Source organism: Humibacter soli (assembly GCF_054779035.1).
The window spans coordinates 2,586,849-2,613,328 of the sequence record NZ_BAAGYX010000001.1 but is presented as its reverse complement, the minus strand read 5'-3'; the positions used below and the strand labels follow the sequence as shown (position 1 = coordinate 2,613,328).

The following is a 26,480-nucleotide window of genomic DNA, read 5'->3' as shown; positions in this document are numbered from 1 at the left end:
GCGAACCCCCTGAAGGTTGCGGGACGGATGCCGCAATTCTACCGGTGCCTGGATCGGTGATCGCTCGACATCCGTTCACCTCGCCGCAACCGGCGGCTGGTCGGGCGTTCCCGGCGCCTGCCTAGTCTGTGTAGCCGGCGAGCGCCGTCTCTGCGTCGCCGGCAGGGCCGAGGGAGTCTTCGATGAGCACACACGACGTCGTCGTCAGCAGACGCGCGGCGGAGCAGTCCGCCTTCCACGACCTCGACAACCTGCCCGACGAACAGCTCGACGACTTCGACGAGGTCGAGGAGATCGAGGTCGAGCTCGTCGTACTCGCCCTCGCCGGAACCACCGTGGTGGATGACGGACTCGTCGAGCACGCATACGAGCGGGCGATGGACCGCGCGGGCATCGCGACCGCAGCAGAGGAGCGTGTCGCAGCACTCGCGTTCGTGCGCGAGAACATCGGTCGTGCGAAGTGCGACGTGTTCGCCGAGCTCGCCTCCGACGACGACCAGGCCGGACGTGCTGTCAGCGAGTTCGAGGGCGCGTTCTCCGAGCTGGCAGAGCGCGAGGGGCTCGAAGCTGTCCCCGGCGCCGAGCGCACCATCCGGGTGCTCCGCGAGAGCGGCGTTCGCGTCGCGCTCACCACCGGCCTGACGAGGCGCACGATGGAGACGATCCTCGGCGCGCTGTCGTGGGAAGGCCTCGCGGATGTCGTGCTCTGCTCAGACGACGTCGGACGCGGACGGCCGTTCCCCGACATGGCCCTCACCGCGTTGCTGCGCACAGGGGCATCCTGCGTCGACTCGATGATCGTGGTCGGCGACACGATCTCGGACATCGAGAGCGGACTCGCGGCCGGCGCAGGCGTCACCGTCGGAGTGCTCACCGGATGGCACGACGAGCGCGCACTCATGCTCGCGGGCGCCGACGCCGTGATCGACAGCATCGCGGATCTCCCCACGCTGCTCGGCCTCCCCGCCTGACGCCTCCCCGCCCCGGCCCCGGCTTGTCCGGGCACCCCACGGCGCATCTCGCCGTGCGAAAACCGGAGAGATCGCACTCTTCCTTCGAATACCGACGAGGTTCTCCGGTATTCGATGCCATCGCCGGTTTTCGGTGCGCTGGATAAGCGGGCGGAGGTGCGTGAGCGGACGGATGGATCTGGCCGCTTGCATTCGGCGTACTCCGTGCGTAATATTCCACGTGGAATAATTGGCACGGAGTAATCGACCCAAGCAAGCGAGAGGATGACGCATGTCGGCACTGACCCCCTTGGCGATCGCCGTGCTCGGCCTCCTGCTGGAGCGCCCGATGCATCCGTACGAGATGTTCCAGACGTTCATCACCCGGTCGGAAGACCACATCGTCAAGGTGCGGCCCGGGTCGCTCTACCACGCGGTCGAGCGCCTCGAGCGCGACGGCCTCGTGCGTGCCATCGGCACCGAGCGCGAGGGCAACCGACCCGAGCGCACCACCTACGAGATCACGGATGTCGGACGCGACCGCATGCTCGAGCGTGTCACCGAGATGCTCGGCGAGTGGAAGTACGAGTACCCGGAGTTCCCAGTGGCGATCGCCGAGGCGCACAACCTGCCGGCCGATACCGTGATCCGGCTCCTCGAGCGGCGGATGCTCGCACTGGGCGCCCAGCTCAAGCTTGTCGGTGGTGCGGTGGATCATGTCGAGGGCAAGCAGCTCGAGCGCAAGTACTGGCTGGAGGCGTCGTACCTGCGGGTCATCGTCGAAGCCGAAGCGGCATGGGTGCAGAACCTTCTCGACGAACTCAGGAACGGAACCATCGAGTGGTGACTGTCGATTCGACATCCGCTCATACGTCGTAACTGACGTACCCCACGACGCAGCACTGAAGGAAAAAACATGGAAAAGCAGACTCGTCCATGGCCGGCGCTCTGGGCGCTCGTCATCGGATTCTTCATGATCCTGGTCGACACCACCATCGTGTCGGTCGCCAACCCCAAGATCCTCGAGGGTCTGAACACCGACATCAACTCGGTCATCTGGGTCACGAGCGCCTACCTGCTCGCCTACGCGGTGCCGTTGCTGGTCACCGGACGTCTCGGTGACAGGTTCGGCCCCAAGAACATCTACCTGATCGGCCTCGTGCTGTTCACCGGCGCCTCGCTGTGGTGCGGTCTCTCCGGATCCATCGAGCTGCTCATCACAGCCAGGGTCGTTCAGGGCATCGGTGCGGCGCTGATGACGCCGCAGACCATGGCCGTGATTACCCGCACCTTCCCGCCGAACAGGCGCGGTGCAGCGATGGCACTGTGGGGCGCGACCTCCGGCGTCGCCATGCTGGTCGGCCCACTGCTCGGCGGCGTGCTCGTCGACGGCCTCGGCTGGCAGTGGATCTTCTTCATCAACGTGCCGGTCGGCGTGATCGGCTTCATCGCGGCCGCCATCCTGGTGCCGAAGCTCCCGACGCATCAGCACTCGTTCGACATCCTCGGCGTCATCCTGAGCGCCGTCGGCCTCTTCCTCGTCGTCTTCGGCATTCAGGAAGGCGAGAAGTACGACTGGGGAACCATCACCGGACCGATCACCGTCTGGGGCTTGATCATCACCGGCATCGTCGTGCTCGCGGGCTTCGTGGCGTGGCAGGCCTTCAACAAGGGCGAGCCGCTGATGCCGTTGAAGCTGTTCCGCGACCGCAACTTCTCGCTGGCCAACCTCGCTATCTCGACCGTCGGATTCACCGTGACGAGCATGACGCTGCCGCTGATCTTCTTCGCTCAGCTCGTGCTCGGGTTCACGCCGACGCAGTCGGCGCTGCTCATGGTGCCGATGGCCGTCGTGGTCATCCCGCTGGCGCCCGTCGTCGGACGCCTGGCCGACCGCGTGCATCCGCGGTACCTCTCCTTCACCGGGTTGTTCCTGATGGCCGTGGGGCTTCTCTGGTACTCGGCATGGATGAACCCGGATGTCGACCTGTGGCCCCGCCTGCTCATCCCGAGCCTGGTGCTCGGCGTCGCGAACGCGTTCATCTGGGCACCCCTGTCGGTCACCGCGACGCACAACCTTCCGCCGGCCCAGGCCGGTGCAGGGGCCGGTGTGTACAACACCGTGCGTCAGATCGGCAGCGTGCTCGGAAGCGCGGCGATCGCGGCCTTGATTCAGGCGCGGCTCACGGCCAACGGCCTGCACTCGAGCTCGTCGGGCGCGGAGTTCAGCGGCGCCAAGCTGCCGACCTTCGTGCAGCAGCCCTTCACGGATGCCATGGCCCAGTCCATGCTCATGCCCGCGATCGTCGCCCTCGCCGGTGCCATCGTCGTGCTGTTCTTCGTGCGACCGCGTGACAACTCGGCGTGGTCGGCGACCCATGGCACCCCGGTCGCCGTGAAGCAGGATGACCGGCCGGTCGCGCCCGTCGCGGAGTAGCAGCGAAAGAGGCTGCTGATCTAGTCTGCCGTCGACAATCCCCGTATCGTCTACCCCGTGCGTATACGGGGGAAGGCGCTGGCGGTCGCGATCGCGTGTGGTGCCCTGGTGATCACAGCGGCCGCGCCCGCCTCGGCGGTGCCTGCGGGAACGATCGGCTCGTTCCCGACCTGGACGATGTCGGGCTCGCCCAACTCGTTCACGGGTACCGCCTCGTTCACGAACCCCACCGATGCGAACGCGACCGTCTCGACCGACTCCGTCTCGCTCACGGCACCGAGTGGCGAGTCGGCGTATCTCGGTGCGAACACGGCCTTCGGTCAGGAGTTCGGGTCGACTCGCAAACAGCCCTATCTCACGCTTCGGCCGCGCACCGGTGCTCCTGCCCCGACGCCGCCGTCGACCAGCACGCCCCCGCCGTCGACGACCACCGTGATGTTCAACGCGGCTCCGACGGCGGGATGGGGGTTCGCCGTCGGCGACATCGATGCCGATTGGGTGTTCATCCAACCGCTCGATGCATCGGGAAACCCGCTGCCCACGGCTGACCTCGGCGAGCAAGGCGCGGGGAACTACTGCGAGAACGCATCGCCGAAGCCGTCTGCCTGTGCCGGCGCCACGGCACCCTACGACGTGCCGAACTGGGTTCCGGGGCCGGCCTCGCAGACAGTTGCATACGGCGCATCGTCGATCACGTACACACCGGGAACGGTGTACGGCAACGTCAACGACACAGCGGGGGCATACGTCTGGTTCATGCCGTCGGCGGCGGTGCGGGGAATCAAGCTGCTCTACGGCGCGCTCTCGGGCAGCCCGAACTATCAGCTCTGGCTTGCCCAGCCGGCGCCGGCCACCACGATCACCGGCCAGATCGCGCTTGGAGGGGCGGACACATCGCAGCCCGTTCCCCCTGGAACGAGCGTTGAACTGCAGTCCGCCGACGGAACCCCCGTGCAGGCCATCGACGATGCACCCGTCACTGTTCCCGTGAACAGCGACGGTACCTACGAGATCGTCACCGAACAGCGGGACGAATATCAGATCGCCGTTCTGCCCCCGGCCGGGTACGAGACGCCGGCACCGATCGTCGTGCCGGCGCTGGCCGCGGAGGTCACCGCTCCCGAGATCGTGATGGCGCCGGTGCCGGCGTCGTCGGCTCCCGTCGGGGCGACCGCACCCGCTGCGGCGACCGGGAACACGACGACCGCGACGACGGGAGAACTGGCCGATTCAGGCTCGGACGCGATCGATGGCGTCTGGACGGCAATCGCCCTAGTCGCCGCAGGTCTGCTGCTGTTCGCGCTGCGTCAACGTCGCGCGCTCACTCCTCAGTCGCCTGTGAGGCGCTCGAGGAGCTCGCGGTAGCGGGCAGCGGTGCGCTGCACGATGTCGTCGGGGAGGGCCGGCGGAGTGCCGTTCTTGTCCCAGTTCGCCGCCAGCCAGTTGCGCACGATCTGCTTGTCGAAGCTCGCCATGCGCTCGGCGGGAGTGGTGCCGGTGCGCCAGGCCGAGGCATCCCAGTAGCGGCTGGAGTCGCTCGTCAGCACCTCGTCCGCCAGGGTCAGCTCACCTGTGGAGCGGTCGGTGCCGAACTCGAACTTGGTGTCGGCGAGGATGAGGTCGCGCTCCTCGGCGATGGCGGCCGCGCGCCGGTACACGTCGAGGGATGCGTCGCGAAGGGCGGCCGCGACGTCGGCGCCGACCAGTTCCTCGGTGCGCTCGAAGCTGATGTTCTCATCGTGCTCGCCCTGCGGTGCCTTGTACGCCGGGGTGTAGATCGGCTCCGGCAGGCGGTCTCCGTCGGTGAGCCCGGCCGGGAGCGGCACACCGCACACGCTCTGGGTCCGCTGGTACTCGAGCCATCCGGTGCCGGTCAGATATCCACGCACGACGCACTCGATCGGATACATGTCGAGCGGCTTGACGAGCATCGCGCGCCCGGCCACGGCAGACGGGATGCGGTCACCACCGTCGAGACGGTGGTCGGCGAGCAGGTGGTTCGGCACGTCATCCAGTCGGTCGAACCACCAGAGGGACAGGGTCGTGAGCAGCTCACCCTTGCCAGGGATGCCCGGCTCGAGCACGAAGTCGAACGCGCTCACGCGGTCGCTCGCGACGACCAGCAGCGCGTCGGCCGTGGCGAGCGTGGCGCCATTCGGCACGTAGAGGTCGCGCACCTTGCCGGAGTACGCGTGGGTCCAGCCGGCCAGTGCTCCGTATGGCGGGGTCGTCGCAGTCACCGTCCCATCGTAGAGGCGGGCGGGAGGCGAGCGGGCGGGAGGCGAGCGGGTGGGAGGCGAGCGGGCGGGCGGCGAGGTAGGGGTCACCCGCCGGTGCATAACTCCTGCAGATTGCGGACCGCGGCTCGAATCCCCGCGTGATACCGCGATACGGTGAGCGGCGCCGCGCGAATTGCAGGAGTTATGCACATCGGCCGGGCGGGCCGGACCGCCGGCGGGTCGGGACGGACTGTGGCGTAGGGTGCCGGGACGTGCATAATTGTTCGTAATCACAACAAACCGGGGTGGACCCGATAGGAGAGGCGACGTGGCCGAATCGGCAGGAACGAACTGGGCGGGCAACTACACGTATCGGTCGGCGGGGCTCGTGCATCCGTCATCGGTGGAGGATGTCCAGCGCGCCGTCACCGACGCCCTCGAGGCCGGCACCACCGTGCACGCCCTCGGCACGCGGCACTGCTTCAACGACATCGCGGACTCCGCAGGGACCCAGCTCGCGATGACCTCGCTGCCGCCGCGCTTCGAGCTGGACGAGGCCGCCCGCACCGTCACTGTCTCCGCCGGTGCGCGCTACGGCGACATCGCCGAGCAGCTGCACGCCGCAGGCTGGGCGCTCCCCAACCTCGCGTCGCTTCCGCACATCTCCATCGCGGGCGCCATCGCCACCGCCACCCACGGCTCCGGTGAGCGCAACGTCAACCTTGCGGCCGCCGTCGCAGGGCTGGAGCTCGTCAACGGAACAGGTGAGCTGGTCGCGCTCCGCAGAGGTGACGCGGACTTCGCCGGCGCCGTCGTGGGTATCGGCGCCCTGGGCCTCCTCACGAGCGTCACCCTCGACATCGTGCCCACCTTCGAGGTGGCGCAGACCGTGTACACCGGCCTCGACTGGGACACCGTGCTCGACAACTTCGACGCCATCACCGCGTCGGCGTACAGCGTCAGCATGTTCACCGACTGGGTCGGCGGCGTTCAGCAGGTCTGGCTCAAGCGCAAGGTCTCGGAAGGTCCTGCCCCCGAGACGGTCTTCGGAGCGGCGAAGGCGACAGAGAAGCGGCATCCGCTGCCCGGCGTCGACGCCACGGCCTGCACCGACCAGTTCGGTGTTCCCGGACCCTGGTACGACCGGCTGCCGCACTTCAAGCTGGCGTTCACGCCGTCGAACGGCGAGGAGATCCAGAGCGAATACCTCGTGCCGCGCGAGCGGGCGGCCGACGCCATCCGGGCACTGCTGCCGCTGGCCGAGCAGATGGCGTCGGTGCTGCAGGTGACGGAGCTGCGCGAGGTCGCCGCCGACGACCTGTGGCTCAGCTCGTGCTACGAGACCGATGTGCTGGCCCTCCACTTCACCTGGAAGCGCGAGCAGGCCGCCGTCGAGGCCGTCCTCCCCGCGATGGAGCAGGCGCTGTTCCCGCTCGGCGCACGCCCGCACTGGGGCAAGCTCTTCATCGACGCAGACGGCGTGGTGCCATCGCTGTACCCGAGGTTCGACGACTTCCGCGCTCTGGTGGCGAAGTACGACCCGAAGGGCGTCTTCCGCAACGCATACCTGGAGCGCGTGCTCACCTACTGAGTCGTCTCGGGTGGCGGTCCCATCGATGGGGCTGCCGGCCTCGGCTCTAGGGTGAGAGGCATGGCTTCAGGCAGCGGCACAGACGCGAACGCCGCAGCGATCGAGCGCATACGAGCCGGGTTGGTGGATGCCACTGCCCGGCTCGCTGCGGCCGGCGCACGTACCGAGGCGCTCGCCGAGTACGAAGCCCCCGGCCGGGTGCTGCTCATCCCGCGGGCCGAGCGGCTGCGGCCCATCGGTCGGGTGTGGCGGCTCGGCGTCATCCTGCTCGGCGTGACCGGCGGCCGTGCGGATGGCGGCGGGGATGACCACGGCGCGGATGCCCCGCCGACCGTCTACGCGACGGGCTCCGTCACCCGCTCGCACGAGCCCGGACGCCCGACGTACCAGGCCGCGTCCGCCGAGCGCAGACGCCAGCTGCGGGTCGCGGCGTATCGCGGACGTTTCGCACAGGGCGAGTCCGTGAACTACGACGCTGAGCCGATCGCGCTCGACGAGAGCCTCGTGGGGTCATCCGGAGTGCTTACGGTCATGGACGGACACGCCCTCGTTCGCTGGTCGCCTTCCGACCCGGGTGCCACGACCGACTTCGACGGTTACGTCGCCGACCGCGTCGGCCTGCTGGTCGACCCGCCAGCCGGCGCCTAGAGCCGCCGCCCTAACCCGCGGCGGATGCCGCGACAGCGGCCGCGATGTCGGTGCGGTACTGGCCACCATCGAGCTTGATCGCGTCGATCGCACGGTAGGCGCGCTCGCGAGCCTCGTCGAAGGTGGAGCCGAGCGCCACCGCGGTCAGCACGCGGCCTCCCGTCGCGACGAGCGACTCGGTCGCCCAGCTCGAGGTGGCATCCGCGCTCAGCGTCTGCACCTCGGTGGCTGCGTGCAGAATCTGCACCTCCGGATCTGCGGATGCCGCGTCGAGGCCGAGCAACGCGTGTCCCGTCACCGGTGCGACCGGGTACCCCTCGCTCGCCAGCACGACGCCGACCGCCACGTCGAGCGCGAACTCGGGCCGAGGCACGCCGCCGAGCTCGCCGGTCGCTGCGCCATAGAGCAGTCCGGAAAGCGGCGTGAGCAGCCGGGGCAGCACGACCTGGGTCTCGGGGTCTCCGAAGCGTGCGTTGAACTCGATGACGCGCACGCCGGCATCCGTCACGATCAGGCCGCAGTAGAGCAGTCCGACGAACGGGGTCTGCTCGGCGGCCATCGTGCGCACGGTCGGAAGCGCGACGGTCTCGAGCACCTCGTCGACGAAGCCCTCGTCGAGCCACGGCAGCGGCGAGTACGCGCCCATGCCTCCCGTGTTGGGCCCCTCATCGCCGTCCAGCAGGCGCTTGTAGTCCTGAGCAGGGGCGAGCGGCAGCACGTGCTCGCCGTCGCTGAGCACGAAGAGCGACACCTCCTGCCCCTCGAGGAACTCCTCGACCAGCACTGTTCCGTGCTCCAGCCACTCCGTCGCGTGTGCAAGCGCCGCAGACCGGTCCTCGGTGACCAGAACACCCTTGCCGGCGGCCAGGCCGTTCGCCTTCACCACGTAGGGGGCGCCGAACCTGTCCAAGGTCGCTTCAGCTTCAGCGAGCGTTCCGACGACCTCAGCGCGACCGGTCGGTACTCCGGCGGTCTCCATGATGCGCTTCGCGAAGGCCTTCGAGCCCTCGAGCTGCGCGGCGGCCTTGCTCGGGCCGAATACCGCGATGCCGCGCTCGCGGAGGGCATCCGCGACGCCGGCGACCAGGGGCGCCTCCGGTCCGACGACGACGAGCTCCACTCCGTGCGCCTCGGCGTACGATGCAACGGCGACGCCGTCGAGCGGGTCGACACCGATGGTTCGCACGTCGGCGGCGATGCCGGCGTTGCCGGGGGCGGCGGTGATGTCGTGGTCGGCATCCTCGGCGAGCAGCGCGCGGATGATGGCGTGCTCCCGCGCGCCGGAGCCCAGAACGAGAATCCTCATTCCGCCCATGGTAGTCAGGGCGGGTCGGGCGCCCGAGGGTGTCGTCGGTGGCGACGGCGAGAATGGGATGCATGGCACGGGCACGCATCTCTGAGCTTGACGGCATGACGGCGGTGTCGACGGCGTTGCAGGCATCCGCCACGCGCGATGCCACGGCGACCGCCGTGCGCTACCTGCTGCAGGCGCTCGCCGACAAGGTGCCGGGCAACACCGTCGAGGTGCGCATTCCGCCGTTCGGCGCTGTGCAATGCGTCGAGGGGCCTCGGCACACGAGAGGCACTCCGCCGAACGTGATCGAGATGGATGCCGCAACGTGGCTCTCCCTCGCGACGGGCAGCGCCACGTGGGCCGACGCCGTGGGGTCGGGAGCCGTGCACGCCTCAGGCACGCGGGCCACCCTCGAGCCGTACCTTCCGGTGAATCGGCCCCGCTGATTCGTGGGCGCGTCGTGTCGCTGTGCACCGGGATGACAGCGGAGCAGACGTACAACGACGGTGCGCGACAATGGATACGTGCCACGCGATTCCCACGACCCCGTCACGCCCGCCGTCGACTCCGCCGACAGCCCGGCCGACGACGAGCTCGTCGTAGCCGACGATTCGGAGCAGGCGTCGAGCGAGGCATCCGACGACGAGCCGATCCGCGAAGAGGTCTCGATCGAGTCGGCGCACGAGGTGCGCGTGCGGCGCACGCCGCGGTACGGCCGCTTCATGATCCTGGGCGGCGCCGTGTTCGCAGTTGCGGCCTTCATCGCGACGTATTCACTGCCGCAGGAGGCGGGATACGACCGCAACGTGGTGTTCGGGTTCGTGCTGCTGGGCGCTGTCGCCATCGGAGTCGGACTCGGAGCCCTGGCAGCGATCGTGGCCGCCGCAGCGACGAAGCACACCGAGCGCACCGTCGTCGCCGACCGTATCGACGTGCGCCAGGTCGACGGCCCGGCCGACGACGAGGCGCAGCCCGACCTGGGCGAGCTGCCTGCGAAGGTCGAGGGCGACGAGTCCGCCGAGCGACCGAATCCGCCGAGCGCGTAGCTGACGCGGCGGGGCGGGGTTTCGAGACGCACGCCTTCGGCGTGCTCCTCAACCGGCGGGAGACGCACGCCTTCGGCGTGCTCCTCAACCGGCGGTACGGCTGACCCGGGTGCCTGACGCCGCGTCGTAGGGAGTGCGCCCGCGGCGCACGAACAGGGCGACGATGTAGACGATCGGCAGGGCGTATGCCGCGATCGTGATCACCCACACCCAGGGCGGAATCGCGTCTGAAGTGCTGGCGGAGTAGATCGCGATCACGGCCGCATGTCCGATGGTCCAGGGCAGTGCCACCTTGAGGGCGTTGCGCAGCAGGGCGACCCAGAAGGATGGCCGCGCCACGTCGCGCGCCTGCACGCGGAGTCGGAGCATCCGCTTGCCGAGTGTGGCTTGCCATCCGCTCGACTCGAGCGCGGCTAGGGTGAGAGTCACCGGAACGACGATCGTGGCGGCGGCGATCACGTTGAGCGTGACGTCATCGACGTTGCGCGTGACGCCGGCGAGATACAGCGGAACACCGACCGCCGCGACGACGCCGGCCCACACGAGGATGCACACCCAGTCGATGAGCCAGGCGACGAGTCGCCGCCAAGGATGCCGCTGCACCCGTCGACCCTACAAGCCCCAAGTCCCGCGGATGCCTCAAGCATCCGCCCGGCGCACCCCCGGCGAGCCGACCAACCGGCCACACGGACAACGCAACCCGCTCCACGATTCGGCGGCTTCGCCGGCGAACCACGCCCGGCCGATCGCCCAGACGACCGCGGCGCGCCGGGCGGGGACCGGCGCGCAAAATCAGGACAGTTGCGTGCGCTCGACCCACTCGAGGTACTCGGGCGTGACCGTGCCGGTGACATAGTCGCCGGTGAAGCAGCTCATCTCCAGATCGGTGACGAGGCTCTGGCCGTCGAGGATGGCATCCTTCATGTCGCGCACCTCTTGGTAGATGAGGCTGTCGGCGCCGAGTTCGACCGCGACCTCGGGGATCCTGCGCCCTGCGGCGATGAGCTCTTCGCGGCTCGGCATGTTGATGCCGTACACGTGCGGGAAGCGCACCGGGGGAGCCGCTGAGGTGAACGTCACCTTGTTGGCGCCGGCCGCCCTCGCCATGTCGACGATCTCTTTCGAGGTCGTTCCGCGCACGATCGAGTCGTCGACGATGAGCACGTTCTTGCCGCGGAACTCGCTCGACATGGCGTTCAGCTTCTGCCGAACGCTCTTCTTGCGCTGCGCCTGCCCCGGCATGATGAACGTGCGGCCGACGTAGCGGTTCTTGTAGAAGCCCTCGCGGTATTCGATTCCGAGCTTCTGGGCGACCTGGGATGCCGCGGGTCTCGACGAGTCGGGAATAGGCATCACCACGTCGATGTCGCCGGTCGGTGCGTAGCGGGCGATCGTGTCGGCGAGCCGGTTGCCGAGTCGCAGGCGTGCCTCGTACACCGAGATGCCGTTCATGACGGAGTCCGGACGTGCGAGGTACACGTACTCGAACGAGCACGGCACCAGAACGGGGTTCTTCGCGCACTGCTTCGAGTACAGCTCGCCGCTCAGAGTGATGAAGACTGCTTCGCCCGGTGCGACATCCCGAACGACCTCGTAGCCGAGCGCTTCGAGCACCACGGACTCCGATGCGACGATCCACTCGTCGCCGACCAGTCCTGCGGGCTTGCGGCCGAGGATGAGCGGGCGGATGCCGAACGGATCGCGGAACGCCAGCAGCCCTTGGCCCGCGATCATCGCGATCGCCGCGTATGCGCCTTCGACCCGCTCGTGCACCTGCGAGACGGCCTTGAACACCTGCTCAGGGTCGAACTCGAGGCCGGAGATCTGTCCCTGCAACTCCGTGGCGAGCACGTTGAGCAGCATCTCGGTGTCGCTCGTGGAGTTCACGTGCCTGCGGTCGATGTGGAAGAGCTCGTCGGCGAGCTCGCGCGTGTTCGTGAGGTTTCCGTTGTGCACCAGGATGATGCCGTACGGCGCGTTCACGTAGAACGGCTGAGCCTCCTGCTCGTTCGCCGCGTCGCCCCTCGTGGCGTACCTGGCGTGCCCGAGTCCCATCGTGCCGAGCAGCGAGCGCATGTCCCTGGTGCGGAACGCCTCGCGCACCTGGCCCTTCGCCTTGTGGATGTGGAACGTGCTGCCCTCGGCTGTCGCGATTCCGGTCGAGTCCTGACCACGGTGCTGCAGAAGAAGGAGGCTGTCGTAGACCAGTTGGTTGACCGCCTCGGTCGAGACGATGCCGACGATGCCGCACATGCTGGAAGTGTGCTCCTGAGGGTGGGGATTGCGCCCGCGATTCCGGGTCCGTCCAGTCTCTCATGCGCGCGCCTGGGCGTCGGCTGGTCGAAACCTGAGCAGGATGTCGGAGCCTGGCGTCAGCTGAGCAGATCCTCCGGCAGCAACCCGGGCAACCGCTCGGGGTCGGCGATCACCTGGATCTCGACGACCCGGTCATCCACGACCGTGAACGCCATGACCGAGATCGGACCGTGCGGCCCGACGATCGCGACCCCGGCTGCGTCGTTGATCCACGCCGGGCGGCGATACGGAGACAGCGACGTGAACATGACGGCCTGGCTCGCGATGGCCCGCGGTCCGCGCAGCACGGCGGTGGCCGATGCCCGCAGCGCGCCGCCGTCCGACCGCAGCACGACGTCGGGATGCAGCACCTTGAGCAACCCGTCGAAGTCGCCCTCCCGTGCGGCGGCGAAGAACGCGTCGACGGCCGCGCGCTGCCTGCGTCGATCGGGGTCGGGGGTCGGCGCGGTTCGCACCTTGGCCCGTGCGCGACTGGCGAGTTGGCGTGCCGCTGCCGGCGTGGAACCGAGAATGTCGGCGATCTCGTCGAACGGCACCGCGAACGTGTCGTGCAGCACGAACGCGAGGCGCTCGTCCGGCGTGAGGGTCTGCAGAACGATGAGCATCGCCAGTCCGATCGACTCGGATGCCACTGCCTCGCTCTCGGGCGTGCGCTCGGCCGACACGATTGTCGCGTCGGGAATTCGCGTCGTCTCTGCCGCCGACGGGTCGGTATCCAACGGCGTCTCCCTGCGGGTGGCCCTGGAGCGCAGCATCATCAGGCAGACGCGGCCGGCCACCGTGGTGAGCCAGGCGTCCAGGTTGCGCACGTCGGCGACATCCGCCCGCGACGCCTTCAGCCAGGTTTCCTGCACGGCGTCGTCGGCATCCGCGAAGGACCCGAGCATGCGGTAGGCGAGCGAACGGAGCCGTGGCCGCATCGCCGCGAATGCATTGTTCAGTCGGCTGGGCGTGTCGGTCACCTGTCACATTCTGCTCGGCCCGCGCATCGTGAGTGTGTAGGCAGAACGAGAAGCAGGATCGCAGAGCAGAACAACAGAAACAGAGAGGCATCAGACCATGACACCGTCCATCCCCGATCAGGGTGACTCCACACCGCTCGAAGCCGACAGCGGCACAGGGCTTGTGCTTGTGACAGGAGGGGCCGGCACGCTCGGGTCGCTCGTCGTCGAGCTGTTGCGTCGGCACGGGCATCCTGTGCGTGTCGTCAGCCGTCGCGGAACGGGGCCGCGCGACGACGTCGAGTACCTGAAGGGCGACCTCGACACGGGCGAAGGCATTCAGGATGCCGTCGCCGGAGTCGCCACTGTCGTGCACTGCGCGGGCAGCCAGAAGGGCGATGGCGACAAGGCGCGCAACCTGGTCGCTGCGGCTCGCACGGCCGGCGTGAGGCACCTCGTGTACATCTCGGTGGCGGGAGCGGATCGCATCCCCGTGCACTCGAGGGCGGATCACGCGATGTTCGAGTACTTCGCACAGAAGCGCGAGGGCGAGCTGGCGATCGAGTCGTCCGGCATCCCGTTCACCACGCTACGAGCGACCCAGTTCCACACCCTCGCGTTCGTCGTCGCGGAGGCTGCGGCGAAGTTGCCGGTCATCCCTCTTCCGAAGCGGATGCGCGTTCAGCCCGTCGCCGCCGAAGAGGTCGCGGAGCGACTCGTCGCGCTCGCCGAGGGTGAGCCTGCGGGGTACGTGCCGGAGTTCGGAGGGCCGGAGGTGCACACGTCCCACGAGCTGGAGCGCGCCTACCTGAAGCGCGTCGGCAAGCGCCGCTGGATCGTCTCGATCGGGCTGCCCGGCAAAGGCGCGAAAGCGGTGCTGAGCGACGCGATCCTGTCGAACGGGGCCGAGCGTGGTGTGCAGACGTGGGAGCAGTACCTCCAGGGGCGGATCGGGGTGGCGAACCAGTAGGGAGTTGCTGGCGGTCCCGCGCCGGCAATTGCGCCATGTGCGCTCTAGTGCGCCACTCCGGCTGGCGCACTAGAGCGCACGTGGCGCAGCAACGAGGCGGTCCTGCTGGAGGCGACCCGCCGGCGCAGCCGCTCAGCGCGCCAGGCGCGGACGCCAGCAGCGAGCGGTCACCCCGATCTCGTTCCAGGCGTTGATGGAGACGAGCAAGGCGAGGAGTGCCGCGACCTGCTCGTCGCTGTAGTGGGCGCGAGCCTCAGCGACCACGTCGTCGGGCACGTGCGTCTCGGAGAGGCGGGTCACCGCGTCCGTGAGGGAGAAGGCTGCGCGTTCGGCCGCGGTGAAGAAGTTCGACTCGTGCCAGACGGCCACGGCAGCGATGCGCTGCAGCGGCTCGCCCGCGGACTGCGCCGCGCTCGTGTGGGTGTCGACGCAGTACGAGCATCCGTTCAGCTGGGATGCCCGCAAGCGCACGAGCTCGCGGATGCCCAGGTCGATGCCGGTGCGGTCGAGCTCCGCGATCGCGGCGTCGTCCAGCGCGCTCACCGCACGGGAGAAGGCTGGGACGAGGCCGTCGAAATCGAGGCGACGAGCGGGGGCGATGGCGGTGGCTGTGATCGTGTTGCTGCTGGTGTTCTCTGTCATGCCCATCACGCTACGGACCACGTGGACCCTTGCTAATGTCCAATGACATGAGAAACGACTGGGCCAATTCCGGATTGGATCTCCACCTTGCGATCGACCCGCGCCGCAAGGCCGCGTCGCTCGAGGATGCCGTGCGCACGGCCATCCGCGACGGACGGCTGGCGACGGGAACCCGGCTGCCGGCATCCAGGAGCCTGGCGCGCGATCTCGGCATCGCGCGCAACAGCGTGGCGGAGGCATACTCGCGGTTGGTGGCGGAGGGGTGGCTCGAGGCACGCGTCGGGTCCGGCACGAGCGTCGTCGATCGCACGTTCGCGCCCGCCGCAGAGACGCGACCGCCGGCCGAGCGCACGTTCCGGCTCGACCTGCGTGGCGGCATCCCGGATATCTCCGGTTTCCCGCGCGCGGCGTGGGCCGCCGCGGTGCGCACCGCGCTCGCGAACGCGCCGGCGCCCACGCTCGGCTACCAGGATCCGCGCGGTGTCGAGGTCGCGAGGGCGGCGCTCGCCGCGTACCTCGCCCGTGCCCGGGGGGTCTGGGCATCGCCGGACCAGCTCGTCATCACCCCTGGCTTCGGCGGTGCGCTCGGGCTGGTCACGCGTGCGCTGGCGAGGAGGGGCGCGCGTCGCATCGCCGTCGAGGAGTATGGGCACGCGCTGCACCGAGAGATCCTCTCCGACGCGGGACTGCTGCCGGTGTCGTTGTCGGTGGATGACCAAGGAGCAGTCGTCGACCGTCTCGACGAACTCGGCGTCGACGCGGTTCTGCTGACGCCTGCGCACCAGTTCCCGACCGGCGTCGCGTTGAGCGCCGCCCGCCGCGCCGCCGTCGTGCGCTGGGCGGAACGCACGGGTGGCATCGTGATCGAGGACGACTACGACGGCGAGTTCCGCTTCGACCGGCGAGCGATCGGCGCGCTGCAGGCGCTGGCGCCGCAACACGTGGTCTACGCGGGAACGGCCAGCAAGGCACTCGCACCGGCGATCGGCCTCGGCTGGTGCGTTCTTCCCTCTGCGCTCGTCGAGCCGGTGCTCGAGCAACGACGTCTCGCCGGCGGGGCGACGGATGCCATCACCCAGCTCGCGCTCGCGGCGTTCATCGACGCGGGAGGGTACGACCGCACGGTGCGGGCATCCCGCCTGCGCTATCGCGCTCGCCGCGAGCATGTGGAAGAGGTGCTGCACGAGCGGATGCCCACCGCCCGCCTCATCGGCATGGCCGCCGGGCTGCACTCGTTGCTCGACCTCCCCGATGGCGTCGAGGAAGCGGATGTCGCCGAGCGGGCGGCATCCTCAGGTCTTCGTCTCGAAGGGCTGCAGACCTACTGGGCCGGCGGCACGGACGAGCCGTCAACGCGTCGCCCCGCCATGGTCGTCGGATTCGGAGCCCCGCCGGACGCCCGCTTCGAGGAAGCCGTCGGCGTCGCTGTGGCAGCCATCGCCGCCGCGGCACTAGGCGCTGCGGGTTGAACTCTGCGCCCACAGTTTCCAACCCCGTGAAGCTGTGCACCACTGAGGCGGCTTGGAGCCTGCCGTCCGGCCGATGTCCGTAGCGTCAGCAGTGGCGGCTCGCCGAGGTGGTGGGCAGAATGGCAGGGTGTTTGTGTCCCCTGACGTGATCGGCATGATCGTCGCGCTGTTCGCCTTCACCCTGACGGTGCTGGGCGGCGTGGCGGGAATGCTCGCCCGGCAGACGAGGGTGATGGATGCGCGGCTGGCGACGCTTGATGCTGACGTGGCCGGCATCAAGGAAGAGCTCGTCGGCATCAAGGTCGCGATCGCCCGGCTCGAAGGGCCCTTTCCGCACTTTCAGCGGCCGTAAGGCTACCGGTACCGATCGCCTCGACCGAGCGCACGCAGGGGAATGCGGTCCCCGCCGCACTTAAGCTGTTCTGGTGACCGAGAACTCCACCAGCACGTACCGCGAGGCCGGCGTCGACACGGCGGCGGGCGACCTCGCCGTCGAGCTCATGAAGTCCGCGGTGGCCAAGACCCATGGGCCGGAAGTGCTGGGCGGCGTCGGCGGCTTCGCCGGCCTGTTCGACGCATCGGCACTGCGTTCCTACCGTCATCCGCTGCTGGCGACCTCGACCGACGGGGTCGGCACCAAGGTGGCGATCGCACAGGCCCTCGACAAGCACGACACCATCGGGCAAGACCTGGTCGGCATGGTGGTCGACGACATCGTCGTGGTCGGTGCCCGCCCGCTCTTCATGACGGACTACATCGCGTGCGGCAAGGTCGTCCCTGAACGCATCGCCGACATCGTGCGCGGCATCGCCGCGGCCTGCTCCGAGGCGCGAACCGCGCTCGTCGGAGGAGAGACGGCCGAGCATCCGGGGCTCCTCGGTCCCGATGATTACGACGTCGCCGGCGCGGCGACCGGTGTCGTCGAGGCGGACGCCGTGCTCGGCCCTGAGAAGGTGCGGAACGGCGATGTCGTGCTCGCGCTCGGCAGCTCCGGTCTTCACTCGAACGGCTACTCGCTGGTGAGGCACATTCTCGCCAAGCGCGACATCGCGTTCACCGATCGGCTCGATGAATTCGGCGGTGTCGTCGGCGAGACGCTGCTCGAGCCCACCAGGCTGTACACCGCGCCGCTGCTGAGGGTGCTGGCTTCGCCGAGCGGGGCATCCGTGCACGCCCTGTCCCACGTCACGGGTGGCGGCATCGCGGCCAACCTCGCCCGCGTGCTGCCGCGCGGGTCCTGGGTGGATGTCGACCGCTCGACCTGGTCACCTTCGCCGGTGTTCCGCGTGCTGAGCGACCTCGCCGGCACGACGCTTCAGAGCGCCGAGGGCACCTGGAACCTCGGCATCGGCTTCTTCGCCGTCGTCGAGGCGAATGCCGCGGCATCCATCGTCTCGACCCTCGCGGTCGACGGCATCCCCGCGTGGCAGGTGGGCGCGGTCTCCACGAGCGAGCACGACCTCGCCGGCTACGAGCAGGGCGCCAAGGGCGTCGACGGCGGCGCCGTGCAGCTGGTTGGGGATTTCGCCGACTGAGCGGGCTGGGCGCGCCGCGGCCCAATCTCGGAGATTCGCCGCGACACGCCGTCCCCGGAGGCCGACACGCCGGGGTAAGCCGCATATCTCCGATTTCCGGCAGGCACAGGCCGGGGGGCCGGCAAGTGGTGGACGGAGCCTGGCGGCGTCTGGGTGACAAATGTCACCTCCGCGACGTGATGGGCGACGGATGCGCAGGCATCCAGGTTCCGCTTCGATGGGAAGCGTGAACACGACACCAGCCACCGGGGCCCCGACTGCACAGCGCAGCGAGCCCGCGGCCATCCGCCTCACGGGCCTGAGCAAAACGTTCGGGCCTCTCACCGCGGTCGACGGCATCGACCTCTCCATTCAGCCCGGCGAGGTCGTCGCGCTGCTCGGGCCGAACGGCGCGGGCAAGTCCACGACGATCGACATGGTGCTGGGACTCGCTACGCCCACCGCCGGGGAGGCCGAGCTGTTCGGCGGCACACCCCGCGCGGCGATCGAGACCGGCCGCGTCGGCGCCATGCTGCAGGGCGGCGCGTTGCTGCCGACCATGACCGTCGCACAGTCGGTCGCGCTGATCGCCGCGGCGCACAGGCATCCGCTCAGTGTGCAGGAGGCGCTCGAGCGAGCCAAGTGCACCGAGATCGCCAAGCAGAAGGTGAGCAAGCTCTCCGGTGGGCAGATGCAGCGGGCGCGGTTCGCGGTCGCCATTGTGTCGAACCCCGACCTGCTCATCCTCGACGAGCCGACCGCGGCGATGGATGTCGAGGCGCGTCGCACCTTCTGGCAGTCCATGCGGGAGTTCACGGATGCCGGTCGCACTGTCGTCTTCGCCACCCACTACCTCGACGAGGCGGATGCCTACGCGGACCGCATCGTGATGATGTCGGCTGGGCGCGTGGTCGCCGACGGGACCCCTGGTGAGGTGAAAGCGGTCGTGAGTGGCCGCCGCATCCGGGCATCCTTCGACTTCGCGTGGAGCGCCGAGATCGAGGCCGAGCTGTACGAGCTGCCCGGAGTGCGCAGCGTCGACCACCGCGGCGACGTGCTCACCGTGGTGAGCGACGACTCGGATGCCGCCCTTCGCACCCTGCTGTCGCACCACGCCGACCTGCACGACATTGAGGTCACGGCGCATTCGATGGATGACGCCTTCCTCGCCCTCACCCAGGCCCGCGACACCCCGCCGGCCCCGGAACGCGCCGCAGGCGCGCATCTCGAAACCGCAGACACCAGCCTGAAAACCGCCGACACCGCGCTGATCGGAGACCGCTCATGAGCATCGCATACCTGGGACTGGAGTCCCTCCGTCAGCTGAAGAACGTGCGCAACACCGTCTTCACGTTCGTCGTGCCGCTCGTCATGCTGCTGCTTTTCGGCAGCATCTACGGGGCGGGCGGCCAGGTCGACCCGTCGACGGGACTCCCGTGGATCGTCGTCACCACCGTGCAGATGGCCGGCTACGGCGGCATGATGGCTGCGCTCGGTCAGGCCTTCACGATCGTGACCGAGCGATCCGTCGGCTGGAACCGCCAGCTGCGGCTCACCCCGCTCAGCGGCATGGGCTACCTGATCTCCAAGGTCGTTGCCGCGTTGGCCGTAGCACTGGTGAGCATCGTTGCGCTGATCGTCATCTCGGTGATCGTCTTCCACGCGTCGCTGAGCCCGGCCGGGTGGGCCATGGCCGCGCTCGGACTGTGGCTCGGGGTCATCCCGTTCGCCTTCATCGCCGTCCTGATCGGGCAGTTCGCCAAGCCGCAGTTCGCACAGCCGCTGTTCATGGTGATCTTCCTCGGCATGGCGATCCTCGGCGGGCTGTGGGTTCCGCTGTCGGTCATGCCGTCGTGGATGACCAACATCGCCCAGGTCGTGCCGTCGTACTGGCTGAACCGGCTCGGCCAGATGGGCGCCCATCTCTCCGGCGACGTGATGGAGCCCGCGCTGGTGCTGCTGGCCTGGACCATCGTGCTCGGCGCCTTCATCGTCTGGCGTTACCGCCGCGACGCTGCCCGGCAGTGAGCGCCACCTCTACGCTGAACACCATGGCGAGCGGCAGCGGTGCAGTCGCGGCGGACGGACATCCGTTCGCCGCGGCGTGGCGGGATGCCGTCGCCCGGGTGTTCGCACCGGGCGCCCGCAAGTGGTACTTCGGCTCGCTCTGGGGGCTGGCGTATCTCTCGATCCCGATCATCCTCACCTGGGCGAGCGGGGCAGACCCGGTCACCGGAACTCTGCTGACGATCCACATCGTGGTGCTCGCCGCCGCCTACGTCGTGCTCCCACCACTCTTGTGGGGCCGGCGTTGGCAGGTCGCGGCGGTGGCATTCGCCGTCTTCTTCGCCTACACCTGCCTCGCGTTCCCGCTGATCGGCGTCAACACGATCTGGCTGTGGATGTACGTGCCGATCATGGCCGCGATGAGCTGGCTCCCCACCGCCCTCACCGTGACCGTCATCACTGTGGTGGTTGGCGCGCAGCTCGTCGTGCTCGCGGCGACCGACTCGTTCGTCGAGTACTGGTACGCGGCGGCGTTGACGGCGTCGATCTCGATCATGATGTTCGCGTTCGGTCAGCAGATCAAGGCGATCAGACGCCTGCGGGATGCCCAGAGCGAGATCGCGCGCCTCGCCGTGGTGGACGAGCGGGAGCGTTTCGCCCGTGACATGCACGACGTGCTCGGGCACTCGCTCACCGTGGTCACGGTGAAGAGCGAGTTGGCGCGCAAGCTCGTCGCGCGCGATCCGCGTCGCGCCGAGGAAGAGCTCGCGGACATCGAGCGGTTGTCGCGGTCCGCGCTCGCCGACCTGAGGGCATCCGTCGCCGGCTACCGCGCCATGACGCTGGAGACCGAGCTCTCGGCAGCACACGCAGCGCTCGTCGCCGCGGACATCGTGCCGCATCTGCCGTCATCCGGCGATGTCGTCGCCCCTCAGTTGCGCGAGGCGTTCGCCTGGGTGCTGCGCGAGTCCATCACGAACGTGGTGCGGCACTCCGCTGCGAAGAACTGCTGGGTCGGTCTTGAGCGACGCGCCATCATGATCGGCGACGATGGCAGAGGGATGCCGGCGACGGCGAGCCGCGCAGCGAACGGCACGCACGGTGATGCGCCGGGCGGAGCGCAGAGCAACGGACACGGGCTCGCCGGCATGAGGGAACGCGCCGCAGCGGTCGGCGCAACGTTGACGATCGAACCGAGCGAAGACGGCGGCACGCTGATCGCGGTGAGGGCTGAATGAGCGACCCGATCCGGCTCCTGCTGGCCGACGACCAGGCACTCGTGCGCGGAGCTCTCGCCGCACTGCTCGAGCTGGAGAGCGACCTCACGGTGGTGGCGCAGGTCGGGCGCGGCGACGAGGTGCTGGATGCCGCGCGCGACTCGAATGCCCAGGTGGCCCTGCTCGATGTCGAGATGCCGGGGCTGGACGGCCTTGCGGTCGCCGAGCTGCTGCACAAGAGGCTGCCGCAGTGCCGGTCGCTCATCGTCACGACGTTCGGCCGACCCGGCTATCTGCGCCGGGCGATGGAGGCCGGCGCGAGCGGGTTCGTCGTGAAGGACACCCCTGCGGCTCAGCTTGCGGATGCCGTGCGTCGCGTCGCCCAGGGTCTGCGAGTCGTCGATCCGGCGCTCGCGGCCGAGTCGCTGGCATCCGGAACCTCACCGCTCACCCAGCGTGAGACCGAGGTGCTGCGGGTGGCGCTGCGTGGCGGCTCCGTCAACGAGATCGCCAGGGAGCTGCACCTCTCGGAGGGCACGGTGCGCAACCACCTTTCAGCGGCGATCGGCAAGACCGGGGCCCGCAACCGAGCGGATGCCGCGGCCCAGGCCTCAGCGAACGGCTGGCTCTAGCCACCACCCGAGCGTCGAGCCACCACCCGAGCGTCGAGCCACCACCGAAACCGCGCGGCGAAGGTGGTGGCTCGACGACAAGGTGGTGGTTCGCGGGAGGATGCCGCGCCGGTGGACGTCGCGGGCCGCGCAGCGCAGACGGCGCAACGCAAAGCGCGCACCCCGATGGGATGCGCGCCGCGATGTGCTCGAGGCTCAGCCCGCCGAACGCTCCTGGTAGTCGTCTGAGCGACTCTCGGGCTCGTAGTCCTCCCACGCCGCATAGCGGTCGTCGTTGTGGGAGTGACCGGTGAGCTCGCGCTCCAGCTGGTCGTAGTCGACCGACGGGCTGTAGGACTTCAGCTCGCGCGCGATCTTGGTGTGCTTTGCCTTCTGACGGCCGCGCCCCATGCGAGACCCCCTCACGATGACAGGCCCGGGGCGGATCACGCTCAACCGGGTGGGAGAACAGGGATTGAAAACTAGCGACCAGTTTAGCATGCAGGCCATGCTCAGCCTGGGTAGTCGTTCACAGTCATGCGTGATGGGATATATCGTGTCCCCAGTGTCTGAACGCGCCCAGGTGGTGGTCATCGGCGCGGGTCAAGCTGGGCTCGCCGTCGCGTATTACCTCAAGCGTTTTCAGCTGGAACCCGGCGTCGACTTCGTGATCTACGACCGCGGCCCTGGCACGGGCGGTGCATGGCAATTCCGATGGGACGCCCTCCGCCTCGGCAGTGCACACAAGGTGCACGACCTGCCGGGTATGCAGGAGCTCGGCATCAGCTTCGACACCGCCGATCGCACTCTCCCCGCCAAGGACATCGTCGCGGGCTACTACCGCCGCTATGAGGATCACTTCGGTCTTCAGGTGCGTCGTCCGGTCACTGTCTCATCTGTCGTCAACCAAGGCGCTGACCTCGTCGTGCAGCACTCCGAGGGTGAGACGGCGGCTCAGGTTCTGGTGAATGCGACGGGAACGTGGGGCTCGCCGTTCGTGCCGTACTACCCGGGCGCATGTACATTCCGCGGACGGCATGTACACACCAACGGGTACATCTCCGCCGAGGAGTTCCGCGGTCAGAACGTCGTCGTGGTCGGTGGCGGAACCAGCGCGGTCGGCTTCCTTCTCGAACTCGAGAATGTGGCGGATGTCGTGTCGTGGGCATCCCGTCGCCCCATCGACTTCACCACGGAGCCCGAACCGACGATCGAGGGTGGCGTCGCGGCGGTGCGCGAAGCGGACGCCGCAGCACGCGCCGGCCGAGCCCTCCCCAGCATCGTGAGCACCACCGGCGTTCCGCTCACCCGCAAAATCGCGGCAGGCATCTCGCGCGGGCTGCTCAAGGAGCGCCCGATGTTCGAGCGCGTCGAGCCGGACGGCGTGCGTTGGGGCGACGACTCCTTCACCCCGGCGGACGCCATCATCTGGGCCACCGGGTTCCGCCCGGAACTGCGTCACCTCGCTCCGCTCAAGCTGCGCGAGAAGCAGGGCGGCGTCACCGTCGAGTCCGGACAGGTCTGGACCGACGCCCGCATCTTCCTCGCCGGCTACGGCCCCTACGCGTCGACGATCGGTGCGAACCGCTCCGGCCGCATCATCGCGCGCCACATCATGGCCCAGCTCTGACGTCGCGCTCCGCTGCGCCCCTACTCCCGGCGCCCCGGAATACCGAAGGGTGCGACGAATACCGACGTATTCATTCGGTGTCCGCGCGGAGAGCGCGATCACTACGGCGCTCGGGCGGCAGAGGGTCTCAGCCCCGATGGGGCCGGAGGCCCTCGCGGACGGCCAGCACCTGGATGGCGGCGGCGGCCGACCACGCCTGCGGACGGCATGCCGCGGGATAGGGCGCCGGCGCAGGGGTGTCTGAGGCGGCGTCGCCGGAGTGAAGCTCGGGCATCCTGAAGTCGAAGCGCTCCGCCGCGCGAAGCAGCCCCTCGATCAGGCCCTCCGCTCGCTCGGGCATGCCGGCGCGGGCGAGGCCCCTGATGGCGATGGCGGTGTCGTGCGTCCACACGGAGCCGCCGTGGTAGCTGAGCGGCCAGAATCCGGCCGCGTCGGTCGACAGCGTGCGCAGGCCGAACCCCGAGTCCAGCCGTGGCGACGTGACGAGGTCCGCGACGATCCGCTCTTCGTCAGCAGACAGGATGCCCGTGCCGAGCAGATGCCCGATGTTGCTGGTGAGCGAGTCGACGGGCCGCTTGCGGGCATCCAGCGCGACGGCCGGATATCTGCCGCTCGGTCCGTCGACCCAGAACTCTTCGCGGAAGCGCTCCTTCAGGCGATGGGCCCAGTCGCGCCATCCGTCTGCATCCCGACCGAAGCGCTCGAGCAGGTCCGCGCCGTGCATGGCGGCCTCGTAGGCGTAGGCCTGCACCTCGCAGAGCGCGATCGGGCCCTCGGCGAGAGTGCCATCGCGCCACTGGATCGAGTCGCCCGAGTCCTTCCACCCCTGGTTCGCGAGTCCGTGTCCGGTCGTGTCGACGTACTCCAGAAAACGGTCGCCGTCGCTGTCGCCACTGTCGCGCATCCAGGCGAGGGCGGCCTCCAGGTGGGGCAACAGCGGCAGGATGTCCGCGTCGGGCGCACCCCAGGCCCACGCGTCGTGCAGCAGGCACACCCACAGCGGGGTCGCGTCGATCGTGCCGTAGTACAGCGGCGGCAGCGTGACGCCCTCGGGAAGGGCGAACGAACCGGCTCGCAGCTCGTGCATGATCTTGCCGGGCTGCTCGGCGGTCCGGGGGTCGTCGCGCGTCCCTTGGAATGCGGCGAGCACGCGCAAGGTCGACAGTGCGGGTTCGACCGACACCGGCAACAGGAACCGTGCGGCCCAGATCGAGTCCCGGCCGAAGAGGGTGAAGAACCACGGTGCCCCCGCGGCCAAGAACTCGTCATCGGATGACCGTGCCGTCGTCATCCGCAGCGCGTCGAGGTCCGAGAGGGCCGCCGTCACCCAGCGGTCCAGCCGCCGGTCACCGGTCCGGGCGGCGAAGCCCTCCCACACCGGCGGTCGGGAGGTTCCGGCCACGACGGGCGACGCGTCCGTCATCGCAACCCTCCAGCCGAGCTCGACCGTGCCGTGCGGCGGCACCTCGATCGACCACGCGACCTCGGTGTCGGCGCTCGCCGTGCTCACCTTCGCGCCGGGCGCACGCAGCACAGCGGTCGTCGTGGCGTTCGACCACGTGACGCCATCCTCGCTCGCCGTCGTGCTCCACTGGCGCGCCAGATGGATGCCCGCCTTCACGTCCTGCATCGGTGTGAACGCCGGCGCGAGTGCCACCTCGACGCGAGCCGGCAGGGATACCCCGCGTGCCGATCGCACGACGATGCGCTCCTCGACGGCATCCGTCGTCGCGACCCGCTCGCGGTCGATACGCACCCGCGGGTCGGCGCCTTCCCCGTCGAGACCCCGCACCACCCCGGTGAAGGTCGTGACGGATGCCCCGCGCGGCGCAACCGAGATCCACTCGGGCCGCTCGCCGTCCACGGTCAACGTCACGCCCGAGATCACCCGCACATCCCCGTGGTACAGGCCGTGGATGTCCGCGGCACCGACATCTCCCGTGTGGTCGGACCACACTTGGGTCGGCGCCCGCAGCACGATGATCTGGTCGTTCAGCAGCGGCTGGCGGTTGTGGGGCATGGCTTCCTTCGGAGGTCGGTCTGCGAGTGGGCGTGAGGCTGACGCTGTGGCGGCGCTACTCCTTCACCGCGCCCTCGCTGTTGTTCATGATGCGGCGCTGGAAGACGAAGAACATCGCTGCGACGGGGATGGTCATGATCGCGGCGGCCGCCAGCTTGAGCGGGTACTGGTTGCCCTGCCCGAGCTGTCCGCTGGTCAGCGAGGCGACGCCTTTCGTCAGCGTTGTCAGCGACGGGCTCTGCGCAGAGATGATGAATTGCTCCAACTCGTTCCACGAGCCCTGGAACGACAGGATGATGATCGTGATGAGCGCGGGCCGCGCCATCGGCAGCACGACCGACCAGAACAGGCGGAACGTGCCTGCGCCGTCGATGCGGGCTTGCTCCTCGACGCTCACGGGGATGGACTCGAAGAACCCCTTCATGATGAAGACGCCCGCGGCGTCGACGAGCAGCGGCAGGATCATGCCGGTGTACGAGTCGTAGATGCCGATCTGGTTGATCACCAGGAACTTCGGGATCATCAGTACAACGGCCGGTACGGCCATCACGGCGACCAGGCCCGCGAACACCACGTTCCGACCGCGGAAGTGCAGCCTGGCGAGCGCGTATCCGGCGAGGGAGTCGAAGAACACCCTGCCGAGGGTCACGATGATCGTCACGATCGCGGAGTTCATGAACCAGATCGGGAAATCCGAGTTGGCGAAGAGCTCTTTGAGCGCCGCCGTGCTCCACGGCACGGGAATCAGCGCGACCGGATTGGCCGTGGCGTCCGCGTCGGTCTTGAAGGCGGTCGTGACCTGCAGCAGGAACGGATAGATGTAGACGATCGCGAGCACGACGAGGATCGCGTAGATCACCGAGGTGGCGATGATGGCCCTGCGCGAGCGCGGTCTGCGCCTGCGGCGCCACGGTGTTCCCGTCGCGGCCGTCGTGATCGGCAAAGTTCTGACATCCAT

Annotated in this window: 26 protein-coding genes; 17 read left to right on the top strand and 9 right to left on the bottom strand. The window is 68.8% G+C overall.

What is annotated here, in order from left to right; all coding sequences use genetic code 11:
- Positions 1-182 precede the first annotated feature (182 nt).
- From ACYVDN_RS12090 to ACYVDN_RS12075, 4 genes are all read left to right on the top strand, one after another.
- Positions 183-971 (top strand): HAD family hydrolase, encoded by a 789-nt coding sequence (locus ACYVDN_RS12090; protein ID WP_460571752.1) that lies wholly within the window; start codon positions 183-185, stop codon positions 969-971.
- 271 nt (positions 972-1,242) lie between these two features.
- The gene (locus ACYVDN_RS12085) at positions 1,243-1,797 is read left to right on the top strand and encodes a PadR family transcriptional regulator (protein ID WP_460571750.1); all 555 of its coding nucleotides are present in this window, start codon (positions 1,243-1,245) and stop codon (positions 1,795-1,797) included.
- Positions 1,798-1,866: 69 nt separating this feature from the next.
- On the top strand, positions 1,867-3,387 hold the full coding sequence (locus ACYVDN_RS12080; protein WP_460571748.1) for an efflux MFS transporter permease: 1,521 nt from the start codon (positions 1,867-1,869) through the stop codon (positions 3,385-3,387).
- Positions 3,388-3,444: 57 nt separating this feature from the next.
- Positions 3,445-4,752 (top strand): hypothetical protein, encoded by a 1,308-nt coding sequence (locus ACYVDN_RS12075; RefSeq protein WP_460571746.1) that lies wholly within the window; start codon positions 3,445-3,447, stop codon positions 4,750-4,752.
- Here ACYVDN_RS12075 and ACYVDN_RS12070 read toward each other — a convergent pair.
- On the bottom strand, positions 4,716-5,627 hold the full coding sequence (locus ACYVDN_RS12070) for a phosphoribosylaminoimidazolesuccinocarboxamide synthase (protein WP_460571744.1): 912 nt from the start codon (positions 5,625-5,627) through the stop codon (positions 4,716-4,718). The genes ACYVDN_RS12075 and ACYVDN_RS12070 overlap by 37 nt on opposite strands.
- A gap of 307 nt (positions 5,628-5,934) precedes the next feature.
- Between ACYVDN_RS12070 and ACYVDN_RS12065 the strand changes: the two genes are divergently transcribed.
- The gene (locus ACYVDN_RS12065) at positions 5,935-7,197 is read left to right on the top strand and encodes an FAD-binding oxidoreductase (RefSeq protein ID WP_460571742.1); all 1,263 of its coding nucleotides are present in this window, start codon (positions 5,935-5,937) and stop codon (positions 7,195-7,197) included.
- A 60-nt stretch (positions 7,198-7,257) separates the two neighbouring features.
- Positions 7,258-7,845, top strand: coding sequence for a hypothetical protein (locus tag ACYVDN_RS12060; RefSeq protein WP_460571740.1), 588 nt, complete (start codon positions 7,258-7,260; stop codon positions 7,843-7,845).
- A gap of 10 nt (positions 7,846-7,855) precedes the next feature.
- Here the strand turns inward: ACYVDN_RS12060 and purD are convergent, their stop codons facing one another.
- Positions 7,856-9,151, bottom strand: coding sequence for a phosphoribosylamine--glycine ligase (purD, locus tag ACYVDN_RS12055; protein WP_460571738.1), 1,296 nt, complete (start codon positions 9,149-9,151; stop codon positions 7,856-7,858).
- 71 nt (positions 9,152-9,222) lie between these two features.
- Between purD and ACYVDN_RS12050 the strand changes: the two genes are divergently transcribed.
- Together ACYVDN_RS12050 and ACYVDN_RS12045 are read left to right on the top strand one after the other, a co-directional pair.
- Positions 9,223-9,585 carry a sterol carrier family protein gene (locus ACYVDN_RS12050; protein ID WP_460571736.1) on the top strand — a complete coding sequence of 121 codons (363 nt, stop codon included), beginning with the start codon at positions 9,223-9,225 and terminating at the stop codon, positions 9,583-9,585.
- A gap of 78 nt (positions 9,586-9,663) precedes the next feature.
- Positions 9,664-10,185, top strand: coding sequence for a hypothetical protein (locus ACYVDN_RS12045; protein WP_460571734.1), 522 nt, complete (start codon positions 9,664-9,666; stop codon positions 10,183-10,185).
- A gap of 84 nt (positions 10,186-10,269) precedes the next feature.
- Here the strand turns inward: ACYVDN_RS12045 and ACYVDN_RS12040 are convergent, their stop codons facing one another.
- The 3 genes from ACYVDN_RS12040 to ACYVDN_RS12030 all read right to left on the bottom strand — a co-directional run bounded on the left by ACYVDN_RS12040 (position 10,270) and on the right by ACYVDN_RS12030 (position 13,463).
- Positions 10,270-10,788, bottom strand: coding sequence for an RDD family protein (locus ACYVDN_RS12040; protein ID WP_460571732.1), 519 nt, complete (start codon positions 10,786-10,788; stop codon positions 10,270-10,272).
- 189 nt (positions 10,789-10,977) lie between these two features.
- Positions 10,978-12,438: an amidophosphoribosyltransferase gene (gene purF / locus ACYVDN_RS12035; RefSeq protein ID WP_460571730.1), complete on the bottom strand. Its 1,461-nt coding sequence runs from the start codon at positions 12,436-12,438 to the stop codon at positions 10,978-10,980.
- A 119-nt stretch (positions 12,439-12,557) separates the two neighbouring features.
- The gene (locus tag ACYVDN_RS12030; RefSeq protein ID WP_460571728.1) at positions 12,558-13,463 is read right to left on the bottom strand and encodes a sigma-70 family RNA polymerase sigma factor family protein; all 906 of its coding nucleotides are present in this window, start codon (positions 13,461-13,463) and stop codon (positions 12,558-12,560) included.
- Between the two features lie 97 nt (positions 13,464-13,560).
- Here ACYVDN_RS12030 and ACYVDN_RS12025 point away from each other — a divergent pair, with 97 nt between their 5' ends.
- Complete coding sequence (locus ACYVDN_RS12025; RefSeq protein WP_460571726.1) at positions 13,561-14,412, top strand: SDR family oxidoreductase; 852 nt, start codon at positions 13,561-13,563, stop codon at positions 14,410-14,412.
- Positions 14,413-14,544: 132 nt separating this feature from the next.
- Here the strand turns inward: ACYVDN_RS12025 and ACYVDN_RS12020 are convergent, their stop codons facing one another.
- The gene (locus tag ACYVDN_RS12020) at positions 14,545-15,054 is read right to left on the bottom strand and encodes a carboxymuconolactone decarboxylase family protein (RefSeq protein ID WP_460571724.1); all 510 of its coding nucleotides are present in this window, start codon (positions 15,052-15,054) and stop codon (positions 14,545-14,547) included.
- A 47-nt stretch (positions 15,055-15,101) separates the two neighbouring features.
- On the opposite strand from ACYVDN_RS12020, the gene pdxR reads away from it, so the two are divergent.
- The 7 genes from pdxR (at position 15,102) to ACYVDN_RS11985 (ending at position 21,893) form a co-directional block, all read left to right on the top strand.
- Positions 15,102-16,523 (top strand): MocR-like pyridoxine biosynthesis transcription factor PdxR, encoded by a 1,422-nt coding sequence (pdxR, locus tag ACYVDN_RS12015; RefSeq protein ID WP_460571722.1) that lies wholly within the window; start codon positions 15,102-15,104, stop codon positions 16,521-16,523.
- A gap of 145 nt (positions 16,524-16,668) precedes the next feature.
- Complete coding sequence (locus ACYVDN_RS12010; protein WP_460571720.1) at positions 16,669-16,875, top strand: hypothetical protein; 207 nt, start codon at positions 16,669-16,671, stop codon at positions 16,873-16,875.
- Positions 16,876-16,948: 73 nt separating this feature from the next.
- On the top strand, positions 16,949-18,058 hold the full coding sequence (purM, locus tag ACYVDN_RS12005; RefSeq protein WP_460571718.1) for a phosphoribosylformylglycinamidine cyclo-ligase: 1,110 nt from the start codon (positions 16,949-16,951) through the stop codon (positions 18,056-18,058).
- A gap of 217 nt (positions 18,059-18,275) precedes the next feature.
- Positions 18,276-19,325 (top strand): ABC transporter ATP-binding protein, encoded by a 1,050-nt coding sequence (locus ACYVDN_RS12000; RefSeq protein ID WP_460571716.1) that lies wholly within the window; start codon positions 18,276-18,278, stop codon positions 19,323-19,325.
- Positions 19,322-20,065 (top strand): ABC transporter permease, encoded by a 744-nt coding sequence (locus ACYVDN_RS11995; protein ID WP_460571714.1) that lies wholly within the window; start codon positions 19,322-19,324, stop codon positions 20,063-20,065. The genes ACYVDN_RS12000 and ACYVDN_RS11995 overlap by 4 nt, the downstream gene beginning before the upstream one ends.
- The gene (locus ACYVDN_RS11990; protein ID WP_460571712.1) at positions 20,062-21,282 is read left to right on the top strand and encodes a sensor histidine kinase; all 1,221 of its coding nucleotides are present in this window, start codon (positions 20,062-20,064) and stop codon (positions 21,280-21,282) included. The genes ACYVDN_RS11995 and ACYVDN_RS11990 overlap by 4 nt, the downstream gene beginning before the upstream one ends.
- Positions 21,279-21,893 carry a response regulator transcription factor gene (locus ACYVDN_RS11985; RefSeq protein ID WP_460571710.1) on the top strand — a complete coding sequence of 205 codons (615 nt, stop codon included), beginning with the start codon at positions 21,279-21,281 and terminating at the stop codon, positions 21,891-21,893. Before ACYVDN_RS11990 ends, ACYVDN_RS11985 begins: the two co-directional genes overlap by 4 nt.
- 195 nt (positions 21,894-22,088) lie before the next feature.
- On the opposite strand, the gene ACYVDN_RS11980 is transcribed toward ACYVDN_RS11985, so the two are convergent.
- Entirely contained in the window at positions 22,089-22,283 is a 195-nt protein-coding gene (locus tag ACYVDN_RS11980; RefSeq protein ID WP_460571708.1) for a DUF3073 domain-containing protein, read from the bottom strand.
- Between the two features lie 154 nt (positions 22,284-22,437).
- On the opposite strand from ACYVDN_RS11980, the gene ACYVDN_RS11975 reads away from it, so the two are divergent.
- Positions 22,438-23,502, top strand: coding sequence for an NAD(P)-binding domain-containing protein (locus ACYVDN_RS11975; protein ID WP_460571706.1), 1,065 nt, complete (start codon positions 22,438-22,440; stop codon positions 23,500-23,502).
- 127 nt (positions 23,503-23,629) lie between these two features.
- Here the strand turns inward: ACYVDN_RS11975 and ACYVDN_RS11970 are convergent, their stop codons facing one another.
- Together ACYVDN_RS11970 and ACYVDN_RS11965 are read right to left on the bottom strand one after the other, a co-directional pair.
- Positions 23,630-25,522 (bottom strand): glycogen debranching N-terminal domain-containing protein, encoded by a 1,893-nt coding sequence (locus ACYVDN_RS11970; protein ID WP_460571704.1) that lies wholly within the window; start codon positions 25,520-25,522, stop codon positions 23,630-23,632.
- 55 nt (positions 25,523-25,577) lie between these two features.
- Positions 25,578-26,480: a carbohydrate ABC transporter permease gene (locus tag ACYVDN_RS11965; RefSeq protein ID WP_460571702.1), complete on the bottom strand. Its 903-nt coding sequence runs from the start codon at positions 26,478-26,480 to the stop codon at positions 25,578-25,580.